This is a genomic window from Stenotrophomonas sp. YJH_SMC_12-1, assembly GCF_059370935.1.
The window spans coordinates 25,301-44,000 of the sequence record NZ_JCAFUD010000005.1; the positions used below are offsets into that span (position 1 = coordinate 25,301).

General features: G+C 66.4%; 13 protein-coding genes and 1 pseudogene. 6 read left to right on the plus strand and 8 right to left on the minus strand.

Going from position 1 to position 18,700, the window contains the following annotated elements; translation table 11 throughout:
• The first annotated feature begins 125 nt into the window (after positions 1-125).
• Positions 126-2,555 carry a DUF3772 domain-containing protein gene (locus AC5P8Y_RS10420; RefSeq protein ID WP_049397258.1) on the plus strand — a complete coding sequence of 810 codons (2,430 nt, stop codon included), beginning with the start codon at positions 126-128 and terminating at the stop codon, positions 2,553-2,555.
• A gap of 625 nt (positions 2,556-3,180) precedes the next feature.
• Here AC5P8Y_RS10420 and AC5P8Y_RS10425 read toward each other — a convergent pair.
• The gene (locus AC5P8Y_RS10425) at positions 3,181-5,286 is read right to left on the minus strand and encodes a phosphoglycerol transferase I (protein ID WP_049433497.1); all 2,106 of its coding nucleotides are present in this window, start codon (positions 5,284-5,286) and stop codon (positions 3,181-3,183) included.
• Positions 5,287-5,530: 244 nt separating this feature from the next.
• Positions 5,531-7,177: pseudogene (locus tag AC5P8Y_RS10430) on the minus strand (ABC1 kinase family protein); the annotation flags it as partial.
• A gap of 207 nt (positions 7,178-7,384) precedes the next feature.
• Here AC5P8Y_RS10430 and AC5P8Y_RS10435 point away from each other — a divergent pair.
• Positions 7,385-8,311: a DUF808 domain-containing protein gene (locus tag AC5P8Y_RS10435; RefSeq protein WP_005411357.1), complete on the plus strand. Its 927-nt coding sequence runs from the start codon at positions 7,385-7,387 to the stop codon at positions 8,309-8,311.
• Positions 8,312-8,632: 321 nt separating this feature from the next.
• Here AC5P8Y_RS10435 and AC5P8Y_RS10440 read toward each other — a convergent pair whose 3' ends face one another.
• The gene (locus AC5P8Y_RS10440; RefSeq protein WP_033833889.1) at positions 8,633-10,171 is read right to left on the minus strand and encodes a GGDEF domain-containing protein; all 1,539 of its coding nucleotides are present in this window, start codon (positions 10,169-10,171) and stop codon (positions 8,633-8,635) included.
• Between the two features lie 106 nt (positions 10,172-10,277).
• On the opposite strand from AC5P8Y_RS10440, the gene AC5P8Y_RS10445 reads away from it, so the two are divergent.
• From AC5P8Y_RS10445 to AC5P8Y_RS10455, 3 genes are all read left to right on the plus strand, one after another.
• Positions 10,278-10,913 carry a Rossmann-fold NAD(P)-binding domain-containing protein gene (locus tag AC5P8Y_RS10445; protein WP_231522943.1) on the plus strand — a complete coding sequence of 212 codons (636 nt, stop codon included), beginning with the start codon at positions 10,278-10,280 and terminating at the stop codon, positions 10,911-10,913.
• Entirely contained in the window at positions 10,913-11,620 is a 708-nt protein-coding gene (locus tag AC5P8Y_RS10450; protein ID WP_049454149.1) for a helix-turn-helix transcriptional regulator, read from the plus strand. Before AC5P8Y_RS10445 ends, AC5P8Y_RS10450 begins: the two co-directional genes overlap by 1 nt.
• 345 nt (positions 11,621-11,965) lie before the next feature.
• Positions 11,966-12,352, plus strand: coding sequence for a VOC family protein (locus AC5P8Y_RS10455; protein WP_049402780.1), 387 nt, complete (start codon positions 11,966-11,968; stop codon positions 12,350-12,352).
• Positions 12,353-12,387: 35 nt separating this feature from the next.
• Here AC5P8Y_RS10455 and AC5P8Y_RS10460 read toward each other — a convergent pair whose 3' ends face one another.
• From AC5P8Y_RS10460 to pdhA, 5 genes are all read right to left on the minus strand, one after another.
• On the minus strand, positions 12,388-13,368 hold the full coding sequence (locus AC5P8Y_RS10460; protein ID WP_239502966.1) for a hypothetical protein: 981 nt from the start codon (positions 13,366-13,368) through the stop codon (positions 12,388-12,390).
• 211 nt (positions 13,369-13,579) lie between these two features.
• On the minus strand, positions 13,580-14,971 hold the full coding sequence (locus AC5P8Y_RS10465; protein WP_033833886.1) for a dihydrolipoamide acetyltransferase family protein: 1,392 nt from the start codon (positions 14,969-14,971) through the stop codon (positions 13,580-13,582).
• Entirely contained in the window at positions 14,968-15,321 is a 354-nt protein-coding gene (locus AC5P8Y_RS10470) for an SH3 domain-containing protein (protein ID WP_005411349.1), read from the minus strand. The genes AC5P8Y_RS10465 and AC5P8Y_RS10470 overlap by 4 nt, the downstream gene beginning before the upstream one ends.
• 1 nt (position 15,322) lies before the next feature.
• Positions 15,323-16,390: an alpha-ketoacid dehydrogenase subunit beta gene (locus AC5P8Y_RS10475; RefSeq protein ID WP_005414714.1), complete on the minus strand. Its 1,068-nt coding sequence runs from the start codon at positions 16,388-16,390 to the stop codon at positions 15,323-15,325.
• Positions 16,383-17,465, minus strand: a complete 1,083-nt coding sequence (gene pdhA, locus AC5P8Y_RS10480) for a pyruvate dehydrogenase (acetyl-transferring) E1 component subunit alpha (RefSeq protein WP_043034275.1) — start codon at positions 17,463-17,465, stop codon at positions 16,383-16,385. Before pdhA ends, AC5P8Y_RS10475 begins: the two co-directional genes overlap by 8 nt.
• A gap of 335 nt (positions 17,466-17,800) precedes the next feature.
• Here pdhA and AC5P8Y_RS10485 point away from each other — a divergent pair, with 335 nt between their 5' ends.
• Positions 17,801-18,676, plus strand: a complete 876-nt coding sequence (locus tag AC5P8Y_RS10485; protein ID WP_005414712.1) for a tryptophan 2,3-dioxygenase — start codon at positions 17,801-17,803, stop codon at positions 18,674-18,676.
• Positions 18,677-18,700 lie beyond the last annotated feature (24 nt).

Genomic DNA, 18,700 nt, shown 5'->3' on the forward strand with positions numbered 1-18,700 from the left:
CCACCCCGCGCCATCACCCCGTCGAAGCTCCCATCGCGGTGGGTGTGGTCCTCTGCCCCACCATCCGGCCTTTACCGCCTGTGCCGTATAGTCGCGCGCAGGCGCGGTGGTCCGCGCGAAACGGTGTGGCTGGCGTGTCTTCTTTCCTGCGATCGATCCGTGCACGGGGGCCTTGGCTGGCCCTGCTGCTGTGCACTGCCTTCCTGCTGTCCGCACCGGTGCTGGCCCAGGATGAGGACCCCACGCCGAAGCAGCAACTGGCGGACATCGATTCCAGGCTGAAGGAGGTCGAGCGCAAGCGGGGCGATGCAGAGGCCATCGAGACACTGGCGATGCTGTCCGAGAATGCCTCGCAGGCCCGGCGCGATGCCGAAGCGCTGGAGAAGGCGTTGCAGCCGCAGCTGGATCGGATCAGCGAACAGCTGGCGCAGCTGGGCACGCCTGCGGAAGGCACCACCGAACCGCCGGAACTGGCCGCGCAACGACGCACCATCACCAAACAGCGCGACGGCCTGGCCGCGTCGGTAGCGCAGGCCAAGGCCAGTGCCGTGCGTGCCCAGCAGCTGGCAGCCGACATCGACCAGCAGCGCACTGCGCAACGCGCCGAAGACATGGGGAAGAAGGTCGCCTCGCCGTTGTCTCCGGCGCTGTGGAGCAAGGTGGCCGAGCGCCTGCCGATCGATATCGCACGCGTTGCGCCGTTGGCCGAGCAGGGGCGCGATACGTTTGTTGCTGGTGTCCGGGCCAATGGCTGGGGCACGCCGTTGCTGGGCCTGCTGGCCGCGCTGGTGATGATGTTCCCGCTGCGGCTGTGGCTGCGCAGGCTGGGGCGGCGCTTTGCGGCGTCCGAGCGTGCGCCGGACGGTCGCCTGCGGCGATCCGGCCTGGCCATGTGGCTGCTGCTGGTCGGTACGCTGCTGCCCGGCTATGCCGTGGTGGTGCTGATGGCAGCGCTCGATGCGATCGATGCAATCGCGCCGCGCCTGCAGGTGGTGGCCGACGGCCTGGAGACGGCCACCTTCCGCGCCGCCTTCATTGCGGCGCTCAGCGCGTGCATGCTGGTACCCAAGCGTCCGTCGTGGCGTTTGCTGAATCTGGATGACACCGCCGCACTCAAGCTGCGCAAGTACGCGTGGGGCGCGGCGGCGCTGGCCTGGCTGAGCACGGTGCTGGTCGCCCTCGATCAGGCCACGCGTACCAGCGACGTCACCACGGTGGCGCTGGACGGCCTGATTGCGCTGACCTACCTCGGCCTGATCATGGCCATGCTGGTGACCCTGGCACGCCTGCATCGCCGGCAGACCGCCGAGGCCGAGGCCAAGCTGGAGGCACAGGCCGATGGCGTGGGCGCGGCCACGCCGGTGCGTCGCAGCAGCTGGCTGGTACTGGCCCGGGTAGCGGGCAACATTGCGGTGGTGGCGGCCATCATCGCCACATTGCTGGGCTACCTGAACTTCGCCAAGTTCGTGAACCAACAGCTGATCGGCGGCAGCATCGTAGTGCTGGCCGCGACCCTGCTGTTCAAGTTCGTCGATGACCTGAGCACCTGGATGCTCAACGCCGACAGCAAGGTTGGCCAGACCATCCTGCTCAGCACCGGCCTGAGCGTATCGCGGCTGGAGCAGGCCGGCGTGCTGCTGTCGGCGGCGTTGCGTACCATCGTCGTACTGATCGCGCTGCTGGCCCTGGTGGCACCGTTCGGCAACATCGGCGCGGTGGTGGAGCGCTTCACTTCACTGTTCACGACCGGATTCGATATCGGTGGCACCAAGCTGGCACCGGCGGGGATCGTGTTGGCGGTACTGGCGCTGCTGGCCGGCCTGGCGATCACCCAGCTGGTGCAGCGCTGGCTGACCGACACCTACCTGCCCAAGACCGAACTGGATCTGGGCGCACGCAATTCGGTCAGTACGGTTGCCCGTTACGTGGGCATCATCATCGCGGTGATCTGGGCGCTGAGCGCGATGGGCCTGCAGCTGAGCAAGCTGGCGTTGCTGGTCAGTGCGCTGTCAGTGGGTATCGGTTTTGGCCTGCAGGTGATCACCCAGAACTTCGTCTCCGGCCTGATCCTGCTGGCCGAGCGCCCGGTGAAGATCGGCGACTGGGTGAAGCTGGGCGACCAGGAGGGCGACATCCGCCGCATCAGCCTGCGTTCGACCGAGATCCAGGTGGGCGACAAGTCGACGCTGATCGTGCCCAACTCCGAGCTGGTCACCAAGACCGTGCGCAACATGACGATGGGCAACAACCAGGGCCGCATCCAGATCCAGTTCGCGGTGCCGCCCAGCACCGATGTCGGCAACCTGCGGCAGGCGTTGCTGGATGCGTACACCGCGCATACCAACGTGCTGAAGCAGCCGGCGCCGACGGTCTACATCGACAGCATTGCCGGTGGCCAGATCACCATCAACAGCTTCGCGTACGTGGCCAGCCCGCGGCAGGTCTACGCCACCCGCAGCGATCTGTACTTCAGCCTGCTGCAGATACTGGCGGAGCGGAACATTCCGCTGTCGACCCCGACCGATATCCACATCACCCGCGATCCGCAGGAGTAGGGGGTGTTCTGCAGGGCTGCGCCCTGCACCCGTGGTAGTGCCGGCCGCTGGCCGGCAACCTCAGAAGCAACCGCAACCGCAGGCATTCCGTGGTTTGGCGGGGCGGTGTCGGAGTGCGGGGACGCCGTGAATCCGTCCATGGAGGCTTGGCAGCCGCATCCATGCGGCTGACACCCCACACTCCGACACCGCCCCACCTCTGACAGATTCCTGCGGCTGTCGGTAGGTGTCGACCTTGGTCGACATTTCTGTCAGATATCGAAATCAATCTGGGATCAGATCCGTTTTCCTCCGGAAAACGGATCTGATCCCATCGGCATGTCCAACAGACCGCAGCAAACTGTCGAAGGCGGTGTGGGTCCGGTTGCGGGGGCGTGAGCCGCATGGATGCGGCGACCGAGCTTACATGGGGGAGGGCGCTTTGCTTGCGAAGCACTGCTTCGCAAGCGCCCGAACGCACAGCCGCCAGCGGCTGGGCCAGGCCCCGGAAGGGGGACTTGCAGCGTCCCCCGCAACCGGACCCACCCCGCCAAACCACGGAATGCCCGCTGTTGCCGTTGCTTCTGAGGTGGCCGGCCAGCGGCCGGAACTACCACGGGTGCAGGGCGCAGCCCTGCAAAGAACCCTACCCCCGCGGTCGGCCGCGCGAGGGCACCAGTGCGAACGTGTCCACTGCCAGCTTCTCGGCATGGTTCAACCACGCGCGGATTTCCAGATCATCCACTTCGTGGTCCAGCCCGAACGACACGTTGATCTTGCCGTTGGCATCGGGCTGCACCCACTGCTGGGCCAGCACCACCTTGCGCTGCGAGGACACCGCTTCGATCCAGAAACCACGATCGGGGCGCGTGCTCGCCACCAGCTGCAGCATGTACTGGCCGGCGCGGGTGCGGCGACCCTTCTGGGTGATCATGTGCGCCTGGCGCACGCTCGGGCGCGGGCCCTGGAATGCGTCCAGCGGTGCATCCACGGCAATGCCGCCACGCAGGTCGTTGTCACGGTACAGCTTGATGCCGTTGTCGCGGTTGACCAGCAGGGCGCACCAGTCGCCATCGGCCGAGCCATCCTCGAACGCGGTGCAGCGGTCGACATAGGCCAGGGTGTTGTCCGGGTCTGCATCATCAAACTGGCGCGAGGTGTTCTCCAGATACACCGACTTCAATCCCCAGTCCTTGTCATATTCCAGCAGCACCGGCGGTTGCACGTGCTGCAGGCCGACCACCACCTGGTCGTCGCCGTCGATCCTCAGTTCGCGGGTCGGCTCACCCAGCCACAGCGAGCGGGCGAAGGCGAGGTACTGCGGGTAGTCTCGGCCGCCATCACGCTGGGTGGCCACGCTGGCGCTGGGCGCGCGCTGGGTATCGATCAGTGAACGGCCAAAGCCCATCGTCTTCAGGTTCGGGTCCAGCAGGCTGAGCAGGGTCGCACCCGAATCCAGAGTGGTGCCGGCGTCGGCGCTGAGCTGCTGCGGCGCAATGCCATCGCCCAGGAACAGCAGCAGGTTCTCGCGCTTCTGCCGGGTCAGGATGTGGGTCAGATCGTTGGGCATCGCCAGGTGGTCGGAGGCGATCACGATCAGCGTGTCCTTGCCGTACGGGCTGGCCTGGATGCGTTCGACCAGCTGCGAGATCAGCCGGTCACTGCACTTGAGCGCGTTGAGCATGTTGATGTTGCCGTACTGGCTCTGGTAGCGCTCGCCCTTGCACGACACCGGCAGATGGCCCGCCGGGTGGTGGGTGTCCATGGTGAGCGTGGTGAGCATGAACGGCGAGCCGGCGCGCGAGAGCTGTTCGAAGCGCTGGTAGGCGGTATCCAGCAGCACGTCGTCGTGCACGCCCCAGGCGGAGTAGTGGATGCGTCCGATCTTTTTCTGCTGCTTGAACCAGGCGAGGTCATGCACTTCGTCAAAACCGTGGCTGGCCAGGAACTGGCCCTTGCCGGCGAACTGGCCGTTGGCCCCGCCCAGGTAATGGTTGGTATAGCCCTGCTGCTTCAGGTAGTCGCCCAGGCACACCGCCTTGGGCAGGAAGCTGCCCATCCGGTCCATGCTGTTCTCATCGCCCTGCGAAGTGGTCAGCGGCACGCCGCACATCGACGACACCAGGCCGGCAATGGTCCAGCCGCTGCCCTCGGCCGAGGCCAGGTTGCGCACGTCCAGCGACTCGGACGCCAGCCGGTTGAGATTGGGCATCAGGCCCGGGAATACGTTTTCGTCCAGGTAGGTGCGCTCCAGGCTCTCGCCGTAGATCCAGACGATGTTGCGCGGGCGCTGCAGCGGCTGCGTCGGTACCTGGTATTCGGGGGCGATGCGGGCGAAGTCGACCGGGCGCAGCTGCTGGTACAGGCGTTGGCCGTCGCGGGCCAGCGGGCTGATCATGATCGTGGCCACCCACACGGCCGCGAAGCCCGCGAACAGCACGCCACCGTGGCCGGGCCGGCGCCAGCGCTTCACCCGCGTGGCGAACAGCGGCAGCAGCGAGACCAGCGCCAGCACGATGAAGCCGGCGATGTAGCCCTTGAAGTCGGAGACTCCGGCGCCTTCCATGTCGGCGCCGAGGTGGTACAGCGTGGCGGCGTTGAGCCCATCACCGGACAGCTTGTCGATCAGCCACCATGCGCTGAGCGTGAGCAGCAGCAGCGAGAACGCACTGGCCTTCCACCACACCCATTTGCCGGACGCGAGGAACAACCAGCACAGCAGCAACAACGACAGCAGCAGTATCCAGAGCATAGGCAGCTTCGGCAGTGACGGGGTGGTGGTGATGGACGTCGTACCGACGCGTGTCCATCCGACCGGCGCTGCCGCAAGCACATGCATGTGACAGGCCGATGACCCGATAGTGCATGCACGAACCTGACTGAAATGTTTGTTCAAATGACGCGCGCGAAATCGCGCTCAGAAGGTAAAACGAGCGTGAAAGGCTTCGTTGGATTGCATTAAAAACCGCATGAATACGGGTGTTTTCGTAGATTCGCTAGCGATGCCCGCGCTCTTCGCGTGCCCGCGCGCGACGATCGAACAGCAATGCACTGGTCACGATGCCAAGGCCGAGCACTACGCCGATGAACAACAGAATCAGGGCGATGAGCGGGTAGCCGAACAGATGCCAGCCGGTGTCGATCTTCATCATCATCGCGGCGGCCATGATCAATGCCGCGCTGATGATGCCGGCCGCCACGCGGTTGGCGATCTTCTGCAGGTTCTCCATCAGCCGCGATTCTTCCAGGCCCGTCACCTTCATCTGCAGACGGTTCTCGGCCAGCAGCGCCATGATGTCCGACAGCTTGCGCGGCCCATCGCGCAGCAGCTGCTGCAGCTCCATCGCCTCGCTGGCGATGTTGGCTGCCGACAGGGACTTCTTCAGGCGCGCACGCATCACGTGCTGCAGCTGGCGTTCGACGATACGGCGGGTATCCAGGTCCGGTGCCAGCAAGCGGCATACGGTTTCCAGGTTGAGCAGCGCCTTGCCGAGCAGGCTCAGTTCCGGCGGGGTGCGCAGGCCGCAGGCGGTGGCGATGCGCACCATGTCCAGCACCACGCGGCCTTCGGAGAAACTGCCGCTGGCGGCGTAGCGCGCGATCAGCTGGCCGGTCTCGCGCAGGTAGCGCTCTTCGTCGAAGGCCTCCAGCCGCGTGCTGATGCTGATCAGATCGTCGGCTACTTCCTCGCCACGGCCATCGACTGCGGCGAACAGGATCTTCAGCAGCCGCTCGCGCAGGCGCGGCGGCATGTGCGCGACCATGCCCAGGTCGAAGATCGCCAGCCGTCCATCGGGCATCACCCGCAGGTTGCCGGGGTGCGGGTCGGCGTGGATCTCGCCGTGCACGAAGATCTGGTCCAGGTAGCCGCGGATCAGAGCCGCCGCCAGCGGGTCCATCGATTGTTCGGTGCGGCGCACATCGGGAATCGCATCCACGCGCACGCCGGTGGCCAGTTCCATGGTCAGCACGCGCTGGCTGCTGTAGTCCCACAGCGGTTGCGGAATCCACAGGCGGCGGAACGGCTTCAGGTGTCGGCCGAAACGGGCCAGGTTCTCGGCCTCGGCGTGGTAGTCCAGCTCCTGCATCAGGGTCTTTGCGAACTCGTTGAGCCAGTCGCGCAGGCGCACGCGGCGGCCCACCTGGGTCAGGTGGTCGGCGGCCAGCGCGAAGCTGCGCAGCGCCTCCAGGTCCGAGCGAAGTTGTGCAGCCACTTCAGGCTTCTGCACTTTCACTGCCACCTGGCGTCCGTCGTGCAGCACCGCGCGATGCACCTGCGCGATCGAGGCACAGCCCAGCGGTTCGGGATCGAATGAGGCGAACAGCTTGTTCACCGGTGCGCCCAGCTCCTGCTCGACGATCGCATGGATGCGCTCGACCGGAATCTCGGCCACCTTTTCCTGCATGCGCTCCAGGGCTGTGGCGAACTCCACCGGCACCATGTCCGGGCGCGTGGACAGCATCTGGCCCAGCTTGACGAAGGTCGGGCCCAGCGCTTCCAGGTCGCTGACGAACTGTTCCGGGTTGCCGTCCGCGGGAACATCGGCTGGATTGCCCGCGGCATCCAGGTTCATGCCCGAGAACACCCCTGAATGGCGATAGCGCATCAGCAGGCGCAGGATCTGGCTGCGCCGGTTCATGCCTTTGACCAGCGGAGGATTGCCATTGGCGGTGGGCGGATTGCTCAAGCGGAACTCCCATGCGACGAAGACAGGTAGCGCCGGCCACGGGCCGGCGATGTCCGGATTCCGCAGTGTCGCCGGGGGGCGGTGGGCACGCGGTGAATCCGACGTCTTCCGCAGTCCACACCGGATCGGTCAGAATCCGCTCATTCCCTCTCTGGACTCCCCATGGCCGGTGCCAGCCTGTTCGCCCTGCTCGACGATATCGCCACCCTCCTCGACGATGTCTCGGTCCTGACCAAGGTCGCGGCGAAGAAAACCGCCGGCGTGCTGGGCGACGACCTGGCGCTGAACGCGCAGCAGGTCACCGGGGTCAACGCCAACCGCGAACTGCCGGTGGTGTGGGCGGTGGCCAAGGGCTCGCTGGTCAACAAGGTGATCCTGGTGCCCGCAGCATTGGCGATCAGTGCGCTGGAGGCCTGGCTGCACAGCCGCGGCTGGAACGTGCCGCTGATCGTGCCGCTGATGATGATCGGCGGCGCGTTCCTGTGCTTTGAGGGCGTTGAGAAGCTGGCGCACCGGTTCCTGCACTCAGCCGAGGACGACGCCGAGCATCAGGCCGAGCGGCGCAAGGCGCTGGCCGACGCGCAGGTGGACATGGTGGCGTGGGAGAAGGACAAGGTGAAAGGCGCGATCCGCACCGACTTCATCCTCTCGGCCGAGATCATCGTACTGACCCTGGGCGTGGTCGCCACGGCATCGTTCACCAACCAGCTGGTCACGCTGGCCGTGGTTGCACTGGCGATGACGGTCTTCGTCTATGGGCTGGTGGCGGGCATCGTGAAGCTTGATGACGTCGGCCTGTACCTGTCGCGCAAGGGTGGGGCCGTGGCCGCCTTCGGTCGCGGCCTGGTGGCCTCGGCGCCGTGGCTGATGAAGTTCCTGTCGGTGGCCGGCACCATTGCCATGTTCCTGGTGGGCGGAGGCATCCTGGTGCACAACGTACCGGCGCTGCACCACGCAGTACAGGCGATGGGCGGCGAGGGGCAGTGGGGCTGGCTGGTCAGCGCGGTGGGTAACATGGTGGTCGGCATCATCGCCGGCGCCATCGTGCTCGCGGCCGTGACCGGGTTCCAGAAGCTGCGCGGCAAGTAATCACCGGCGGGTCGCAAGGTAGAGGCCGACCTTGGTCGGCGCTTCGTTTCCTGCGTGTGCCAACCAAGGTTGGCACCTACCAAAGCGGTTCAGGGTGGTCGGCATCGTCGCCGGCGGGTTCCCAGGTAGAGGCCGACCTTGGTCGGCGCTTCGTTTCCCGCGTGTGCCAACCAAGGTTGGCACCTACCAAAGCGGTTCAGGGGGGTCGGGATCATCGCCGGCGGGTTCCCCGGTAGAGGCCGACCTTGGTCGGCGCTTTGTTTGGCGCGCGTGCCAACCAAGGTTGGCACCTACCAAAGCGGTTCGCGACGGGCCGGACGGTCAGCCCGCCTGCACGCGGTTCTTGCCCTGTCGCTTGGCCGCATACAACGCGTCATCCGCACGGCGCAGCAAAGCCTCGGTATCGTCGCCCGGCTGCCATTGCGCCAGCCCGGCGCTGAAGTGCACCGGCACGCGCCGGTCCTGCACGGTCAGCACACGGTGCGCCAGTGAGCGTTGCAGGCGCTGCACGGTGGCCATGCTGTCGGCACCCTGGGTTTCCGGCAGCACCAGCACGAACTCGTCGCCACCCAGCCGTGCGATGCCGTCAGTGGCGCGCAGCAGCAGCCTGCAAACGGCCACCAGGTGCTGCAGCAACGCATCGCCGCCGGCGTGGCCGTGCGCCTCGTTGGTCAGGTGGAAATCATCCAGGTCGATCACCGCCACGCCCAGCGGTGAGTTGTTGCGCGCAGCACGCGCCAGTTCACGCTGCAGCAGTTCGTCCAGGCCGCGGCGGTTCAGCGCCTGGGTCAGCGGATCGATGCGCGCCAGGTCACCGGCGGCACGCAGTTCCTGCTCCAGCTCGGCAATGCGCTGTTCGGCGCGTTCCACTTCCTGCCGCGCATTGGCCAGGTGATCGCGGGCCTGCGCGGCCTGCTGCTGTACCTTGCCGGTGTCGCGCATCACGTCCTGCAGCAGCTGGTTGAGGTCGGCGATGCTACGCGCCTCGCGCAGCTGCAGTGCGTAGCTGCCGATGCGGTCGTGGTATTCGCCGGTGCTGGTGGCCATGCCATCCATGCGCTCGATGAACTCGCCCATCAACCCGCGCATCGCCGCCTTCGAATCGTCGATGCCCTGGCGCAGCAGGCCCTGCTTGTAGATCACTTCGCGCAGTTCGGCACGGGTGCGCTCGACTGCCTCGGCTTCCAGCGGCCCGTCCAGCAGCTGGCGCACCGCCGCGATCTGGCCCTGCAGCCAACTGCGGTCGTCCAGCAGCTCGCTCACGTTTTCCAACAGCAGCGCGAACAGTTCCAGCAGCAGCGCCTGCTGCTCCTGCCAGCTCTCGGCACGCACGCCGACCTGGTGCCCGAGTTCGCGCACGCCCTGTTCGATCGGCTCCAGTGCGGTACCCGGCTGCCACTGGCGCAGGCGCGTGGCCAGCGCCTGCGCTTGTTCGCGCAGATCCGGGTCGTGCTGCAGCAGGGCCACCACCGCGCCACCCAGCAGCAGCCGCAGCTGCTCGGACAGGCGCAGGCTTTCCGGCTGTCCGTCCGGCGAATGCTGTTCGATGGTGCGGATGTACTTGTCGATCAGCTGCCGCATCGCGCGCCCGTAGCGCGGCCAATCGGCACTGGCCTGCGCCGACTGCAGGCGGTCGCCCATGTCACCCAGTTCGCCGGGCAGGGTGGCCATACCGTTGGCGAAGGCGGCCAGCAGCGGTTCCGGCGCGTCGGCGCCGGCGAACAGCTGCTGCAGTGCCACGGCACCACCGCCCTGCAGTACCACGCGGTCGCCCAGCCCATCGTCCACCACCGCGCGCACGCGTGCCGGCGGCCCAAGGGCGGTACCGGGGGCAGGGCGGTGGTCGGGCTGGTCCGTCATGGAGCGAATCCTGGGGGCTGGCAGGGACTGGTTCCAGCATATCGGCGCGGCCGCCGACGGCTTGAACGGCTAGGATGGGCGACAGGATGCCGCAGTGGAGGTGGTGATGCGCGTGATGTTGCTGGGGGCGACCGGCCTGGTCGGCGGGCTGGCCCTGCCCCGGCTGCTGGACGACCCGCGCTGCAGTGACGTGGTGGCGCCCACCCGCCGCCCGTTGGGCATGACCCACGGGAAGCTGGAGAACCCGGTACTGGCCTTCGACGCGTTGCCCACTTCGCCAGCATGGGCGCGCGTGGACGCGGTCATCTGCGCGCTCGGCAGCACCATTGCCCAGGCCGGCAGCCGCGAGGCCTTCCATCGCATCGATCATGACTACCCGTTGGCCTTCGCCCGCCTGGCGCAGGCACAGGGTGCACAGACTTATGTGCTGAATTCCGCGGCCGGCGCCAATCCACAGTCGTCGATCTTCTACAGCCGGGTGAAGGGCGAGCTGGAGCGTGACCTGCGCGCGCTGGGCTTCAACGCGTTGACCCTGGTTCGTCCAGGGCTGATCGGGGGCGAGCGCAACGAGGTGCGTCGTGGCGAGCGCCTGGCCCTGACGATGTTGGGTGCATTGGGGCCGGTGTTGCCACGGGCGTGGCGGATCAACCCGGCGAGCGAGATCGCCAAGGCACTGGTCGAGTCCGCGCTGGCCCCGCAGCCGGGTGAGCACGTGGTTGCATCGAGCGCACTGGTCGGCTGATGTCACGTGCGCTGCGCCTGACCCAGTTGCTGCAGCTGCTGCGCCGCCATCGGCGGCCGGTGGCCGGGCAGACGCTGGCCGAAGCGCTGGGCATCAGCCTGCGCACGCTGTACCGCGATATCGAGACCCTGCGTGAGCAGGGCGCTGACCTGCGTGGCGAGGCCGGCGTTGGCTACCAGCTGGCGCCGAGCGACACCCTGCCACCGATGACCCTGCCGCCGGCCGAGATCGATGCGCTGGTGCTCGGCCTGCGCTGGGTCGCCGCGCGCACCGAGCCGGCGCTGGCCGAGGCCGCACGTGATGCCCTGGCGCGCATCGCGCATGTGCTGCCAGCAGCGCGCCGGGAAGCCTTGCGTGACAGTGGCCTGCGCGTTGGCCCTTCGCGCGCTGCGGCCAAGGTGCCGGCTGCGCGTCTGCAGGCCGTGCGCGAAGCAGTGGGTTCACAGCAGCGCCTGAAGTTCGGCTACGAGGATGCGCACGGCCAGCGCAGCGAGCGCATCGTCTGGCCGTTCGCGCTGGGCTACTTCGATGAGGTGCCGATGCTGGCGGCGTGGTGCGAGAGCCGCGAGGATTTCCGCCATTTCCGTCTGGACCGCATCCGCCAGGCGCGTGTGCTGGAGGATCACTACCTCGTGCCACGCGCCACCCTGCTGCGGCGCTGGCAGAAGGCGCAGGGCATTGCACCCGACTGGCTGGATCGCTCATAGCCACAGCAACAGCGGGGAGCAAGGGGTGTAGAGTCGACTGTTAGTCGACTATCGCGCGCAGCGCGGGGGTTCAAGCAGGCTGAAGGAAGAGTAGTCGACTAACAGTCGACTCTACCGACGGTCGACTATCGCGCGCAGCGCGGGGGTTCAAGCAGGCCGAAGGAAGAGCAGTCGACTAACAGTCGACTCTACCGACGGCCGACTGTCGCGCGCAGCGCGGGGTTTCAAGCAGGCTGAAGGAGGAGCAGTCGACTAACAGTCGACTCTACCGACAGTCGAATCTGCTGACAGAAACTGTCAGCAGGCCCATACCACCATGATCGCTCCCAACAACGGAGCTTCCCCATGTTCAAGCCCAGCACCCTGCTGCAGTACGTGCGCGACGTCGCCACCAGCGCCACCTTCTACAGCGGCATCCTCGACAAGCCGCCGGTCGAGCAGTCGCCCGGCTTTGCCCTGTTCCTGCTCGGCGATGGTGCCGCGCTGGGCCTGTGGCAGCGCGATGACGTGCAGCCACCGGTGTCCGCGCAGGCCGGTGCCGCGGAACTGGCGATGGTGGTCGCCAACCCCAACGCCGTGCAGCAGACGCACGATGCGTGGCGCGCACTCGGCGTGCAGATCCTGCAGGCGCCGGTGACGCTGGAGTTCGGCCACACCTTCGTCGGCGCCGATCCGGATGGTCATCGCCTGCGTGTTTACAGCCGCGCCGAAGGTATGGTCGCTCGCGATTGAATCAGGGAGGGAGCCGGTACGTGCGGCTCCTGGACCTACCCTTGCTTCTGCGCTGCTTCGATGACGATTGAAAATGTCTCGTCGTCCTCCGAATCCCACTCAATAGCCAGCTGGGCCAGCTCTCCGACCACATCGCGGCCGGGATTGCACCGCCTGAGTTCCTTGATGAACTGCCGTATCTGACGTGGCGTCAGTTCACAACCTGGATAATCAAACAGATTGAGCGCGGCATCTGAAGAACGGTCCAGCAGTTCAGGTGCGAGGATGGAATAGGCTTTGATGTAGCGGGAGAGCGGAATGTCCGACAGGAAGTTCTCGGCTGCACACATGATCGACGCGTCATATGGCGGGTTCCGAAGGAATTCCCTCATGACCGCAAGGACGACTTCTACTGACGGTGGTTTCGTCAGTGGCCTGCAGAAGTGGTTGGCATATGCACGGTCACCTTCGTGGGTGACCGCAGCATTCGATAGCGTTGCGAGCATCGTGATCCAGACGTCAGCGTCCAGCGGCGTAGCCGGTTCGGCGTGTCCTTGTTGATCGGCATTGGGGATGACCGCCCGGACGATGGGCTCGCCGTTGCGCCATGACTGCAGACGGGAGTCGATAATTGCGTACACCTGCTCCTGTTTGTCCCACATGGCGTCCGGCGAAGGCATGGCGTCTTGAGGGAACAACGAAAAGAAGTCAGAGAGGTAGGTGGCGCGTGGACTGAAGTACTCGACAGTGAAGCCCAGTGCATCCTCACTGAGAGCGTTGCCGGGAATCTCACCATGAAATGCCGCCTGCAGGTTTGCGACGAGTTCCATTGGGAAATTTGACCGGGCGATGGTCGATCCCACCGCCTGATCGATGAAGGCGCCCGTTGAAGCCAACCATCGCAGATAGACCAGTGTTGGAATCGGAAGCTCGTCCAGTGCTTCTTCCGGTGATGGCAATGGCCCGAAGGGCCGCTCGCGAAATAGCTGGGCACCCTTGGTCAGGAATGCATCAATGATCGTGGTTGGATTTGACATGGCAGAACAGACAGGTCTGGTGGCTTGATGCTAAGGAGCCTGGCGTGGGAGTCCATGCAACTATTCCCAAATGTGCTTGCGCACACCTTCGGTTGATCAGCAAGAAGCAGCCGAGCATGGCTCGGCTCTACAGTAGAGCAGGCAAAAAAAACGCCGGGCAGTGCCCGGCGTTTTTCCAGTTCATGTGCCAACCAAGGTTGGCACCCACCGATCAGCTGGCCAGCGCCAGGTCGTCCATCATCGCGCGCAGGAAGCGGGCGGCTTCGCCGCCGGTGGCTGCCCGGTGGTCGAAGGTGACCGACAGCGGGATGACCTTGTGCGCTTCCACGCCGCCCATCACCGGAGTCATCTGGTGGCGGGCACGACCGGCACCGACGATGGCCACGCACGGCGGCACCACGACCGGGGTAGCGTAGCGGCCGGCGAACATGCCGAAGTTGGACAGCGAGATGGTGTAGCCGCTCAGTTCCGAGGCGGCGATCGAACGCGACTCCACCTGCTCGCGCAGGCGGTTGACGCCTTCGCGGATGCCACGTGCGTCGAGCATGTCGGCGTTGCGCAGGGCCGGCACGAACAGGCCGTCGTCGGTGTCCACGGCGATGCCGATGTCGACCTGCGCGTGCAGGGTGCGGGTCAGCGCTTCACCGTCGAACCACGCGTTCATCGCCGGCACCTTCTGCGCGGCGACCACGATCGAACGCACCAGGCGCGCGGTGACGTCGTTGCCCGGCAGCCAGGCGTGGATGTCGGCGTCGTCGTTCAGCGTGGTCGGCACCACCTTGCTGTGCGCATCGGCCATCACGCGTGCCATGTTGCGGCGCACGCCCTTCAGCGGTTCCGGCTGGCCCTTGGCGACCACGCCCGGCGGCTGGGTACGCATCGGCTTGCCGGCGGCGGACAGCGGGGTGCGGGCTTCGCTCTGCACCGGGGCAGACACCTGCGCCGGGACCGGCGCGGCATAGGCAGCAGCGGCAACCGGTGCCGGAGCAGCGCCGAGCTTGGCGGTGCCGTTGGCGGCGGCCTGCTTGACGTCGGACATGGTGACCGCGCCATCGGTCCCGGTAGCGGCCACGCGGCTCAGGTCCACGCCCAGCTTGCGCGCCATCGCACGCACGGCCGGCACGGCCTTGACGCCACCGACGGCCAGCGCCTGTTCGGCATGCACGGCGTTGGAGCTCTGCATGGCGCCGACCACGGTACCGGCGTCGTCACGCTCGGCGGCGGCCGGCTTGGCTTCCTCCGCAGCGACCGGCGCAGCCGGCAGCGGCGGCGGGGTCGGTGCGGCAGCCGGCGTGGCCGGTGCGGCATGACCATGGCTGTGGCCGGTGTCCTGGCCGTCGGCACGCTGCGGCAGGTTCGGGTCCAGTTCGAAGCTGGCCAGCACCGAACCGGTCGGGATGATGTCGCCGGCACCGCCGGACAGCTTCAGCACCTTGCCGGAGAACGGCGAGGGCACTTCCACCACGGCCTTGGCGGTCTCCATCGACACCAGCGGCTCGTCCAGCTTGATCACATCGCCTTCCTTGACGAACCACTCGACGATGGTCGCGTCCGGCAGGCCTTCGCCCAGGTCGGGCAGGTTGAAGTTCTTGGTCTGGCTCATTTGCAGTTCTCTTCCAGCAGTTCCAGTTCGCGGGCCGGCAGCCAACCCGTCGCGCCATTGGCGCGCTCGGACCACCACCACCCGCCGTGTTCGTGATGAAGCTTCACCATCTCGCCGCTTTCCACATCCAGCTCGCGGGCGTCGTAGTCGCACAGCGCTTCGGCGCGACCCTCGTCCAGCAGCTGCAACCAGGCGATGGGCGCCCAGCCAGCGCGCCCATCGTTGGTGCGTACCCAGGCAAACGCCGGCCATTCCTCGTCACGGACACCTACTTCGACGATCTGGCCGGTGTGGAACCGGAGCGGGTTGGGATACTGGCTGCGGTAAGCCCCCAGAAGGCGGGCCCGCATGTCAGCCGGCCGCCACCGCGCGCTTGGCCGCAGCCACGATCCGCTCAACGCTCGGCAGGTACTTCATTTCCAGGCGGAACAGCGGAATGTGGGTGTCGTAGCCAGTGACGCGCTCGACCGGGGCCAGCAGGTCGTAGATCGATTCCTCGGCCAGGCGCGCGGCGATCTCGGCGCCGAAGCCCGCGGTTTTCGGGGCCTCCTGCACGATCACGCAGCGGCCGGTCTTGGCCACCGATTCGGCGATGGTGGCGAAGTCCAGCGGACGCAGCGTGGCCACATCGATGACTTCGGCACTGATGCCTTCGCCGGCCAGCTTGTCGGCCGCTTCCAGCGCTTCCTTCACCTGCGCGCCCCAGGTCACCAGGGTCACGTCGGTGCCATCGCGCAGCACAAAGCAGACGTCCAGCGGCAAGGCTTCGCCGTCGTTGACGACCACTTCCTTGTACTGGCGGTAGATGCGCTTGGGCTCCATGTAGATCACCGGATCCGGTTCGCGGATCGCGGCCAACAGCAGGCCATAGGCACGCTGCGGCGACGACGGCAGCACCACGCGCAGGCCCGGCACGTTGGTGAAGATCGCCTCGTTGGCTTCGCTGTGGTGTTCCGGCGCGCGGATGCCACCGCCCCACGGCACGCGCAGCACCATCGGGCAGTGCAGGCGGCCACGCGTGCGGTAACGCAGGCGTGCGGCGTGGCAGACGATATGGTCGACCATCGGGTACATGAAGCCATCGAACTGGGCTTCGGCCACCGGCTTCATGCCCTGCGCGGCAAGACCAATCGTCAGGCCGGCGATGGTGGTTTCATCCAGCGGGGTGTCGAGGATGCGGTCCGAGCCGAAGCGCTGCTGCAGACCGGCAGTGGCGCGGAACACGCCGCCGTTGACGCCCACGTCTTCGCCCAGCACCAGCACCGACGGGTCGTGTTCCAGCTCCCAGGCCAGCGCCTGGGTGATGGCTTCGATGAGGGTGATCGGGGTGGTGGTCATGCTCTCTTCTCCGCGCGCGACCGCAGCGCTGTCGGCGGCGTTGGTGTGCGCGCCGGGCGCGCCGTTCTTGATCTCATCCATGGCGCTTCTCCAGGGCGATCGCCTGGGCACGCTGGGCCAGCAGGTCCGGCGGCGGATCGGCATACAGGAAGTCGAACATCGCCTCGACCGGCTGCACCGGCGTGTTGAGGTACAGGTTCACTTCCTCGTCCACGCGCGTGCCGCACTCGGCGACCCAGGCGGTCTCTTCGTCTTCGCTCCACACACCGGCGTTGATCAGGTACTTGCGCAGGCGCAGCATCGGCTCGCGCTGCCAGGCATCCTTCACTTCGGCGTCGTCGCGGTAGCGGCGCGCGTCATCGGCGGTGGTGTGGTCAGACAGGCGGTAGGTCATCAGTTCCAGCACGGTGCCGCCGTTGCCGGCCAGCGCACGTTCGCGCGCCTGCTCCATGGCCGCCAGCACCGCGATCAGGTCATTGCCGTCCACCTGCAGGCAGTGCAGGCCACCCGCCAGGCCCTTCTGCGCCAGTGTTTCGGCACCGGTCTGGGCCGAACGCGGAACCGAGATGGCCCAACCGTTGTTGACGATGCACAGGATCAGCGGGAGCTTGTAGGCGCCGGCCGAATTCAGTGCTGCGTAGAAGTCGGTCTTGGAGCTGCCGCCGTCGCCGCACACCGCCACCGCGATCTGCGGTTCCTTGTTGAGCTTGAACTTCAGCGCCGCGCCTGCGGCATGCAGGCACTGGGTGGAGATCGGCACGCAGAACGGGAAGTCCTTGGCCGCGTTGCCGCCGTAATCGTTGCCGCGTTCGTCGCCGCCCCAGTACATCAGCACGTCGTGCGGTCGCACGCCACGCATGAACATCGCGCCATACTCGCGGTACGAAGGCGCGAACACGTCGTCCTTCTGCATCGCCGCGCCGATACCCACGTGTGCGGCTTCGTGGCCCAGGCAGGCGGCATAGGTGCCGAGCTTGCCGGTGCGCTGCAGTGCGATGGATTTGCTGTCGAACGTACGTACGAACAGCATCTGCTTGAACAGCGGTACCAGGACCTTGGGGTCGCGCAGCGACGCGGGCAGGTCATCGCGGACGAGTTTGCCGTCCGTATCCAGGTACTGCAGGTATTCGATCTTGAATTCAGCGGCAACCGTCATTGCGTACTGCACCTTCGACAGAGAAGTTACAAATGATATGAATCGCCATGTTAAGGAACGCGTACGGAATAGCCTTCCTGCGCCGCAACACGGCGATTCCCCGTTTTACCCCTGCCGGCGGGTGGGGGGCCAATAACAACAACGTATTCAGTCGTTGCTGCAAAGCATCAGAATACGCCTCTGGCTGACCGCCAGTACAACGGCCTGGACGGTTCCACGCGCAGGCCTGGGATCGGCCGATGCTCCACGGCCAACCGCACGCCCCGGTATGGACCCGGCGGCTGCCAGCGCGGCGGCAACGCGCTACCCTTGCCGCCCCCGATCTGGTCCCGCCCATGTCCGTCGACAACAACCAACGCGATCTCGAAGCCGGCATCCACACCGACCTGCAGGGACGCCTCACCTACGGCGGCTACCTGCGGCTGGACCAGCTGCTCAGCGCGCAGCAGCCGCTGTCCAGCCCGCCGCACCATGACGAGATGCTCTTCATCATCCAGCACCAGACCTCGGAACTGTGGCTGAAGCTGCTGGGCCATGAGCTGCGTGCCGCAATCGGCTTCCTGCAGCGCGATGAAGTCTGGCAGTGCCGCAAGGTGCTGGCGCGCAGCAAGCAGGTGCTGCGCCAGCTGACCGAGCAGTGGTCGGTGCTGGAAACACTGACCCCTTCCGAATACATGGGCTTCCGCGACGTGCTGGGCCCGTCGTCGGGCTTCCAGTCGCTGCAGTACCGCTACATCGAGTTCCTGCTGGGCAACAAGAACGCGCAGATGCTGCAGGTGTTCGAGCACGACCCGGCCGGGCAGGCGCAGCTGCGCACCGTGCTGGAGGCGCCCAGCCTGTACGAGGAATTCCTGAAGTACCTGGCCCGCTTCGGCCATGCCGTGCCGGCGGTCTACGAGGCCCACGACTGGACCCAGCCGCACGTGGCCGACGACGCCCTGCAGCCGGTCTTCGAACGCATCTACCAGGACACCGACCGCTACTGGCGCGAGTACGCGCTGTGCGAGGACCTGGTGGACCTGGAGACCGCCTTCCAGCTGTGGCGCTTCCGCCACATGCGCACGGTGATGCGGGTGATCGGCTTCAAGCGCGGCACCGGTGGCTCGTCCGGCGTGGGCTTCCTGGCCAAGGCACTGGAGCTGACCTTCTTCCCCGAGCTGTTCCAGGTGCGCACCAGCCTGCAGGCCGCGCCCCCGGCAGAACAGGCCTGATCCGTATTCAGCTTGGATCGCGGC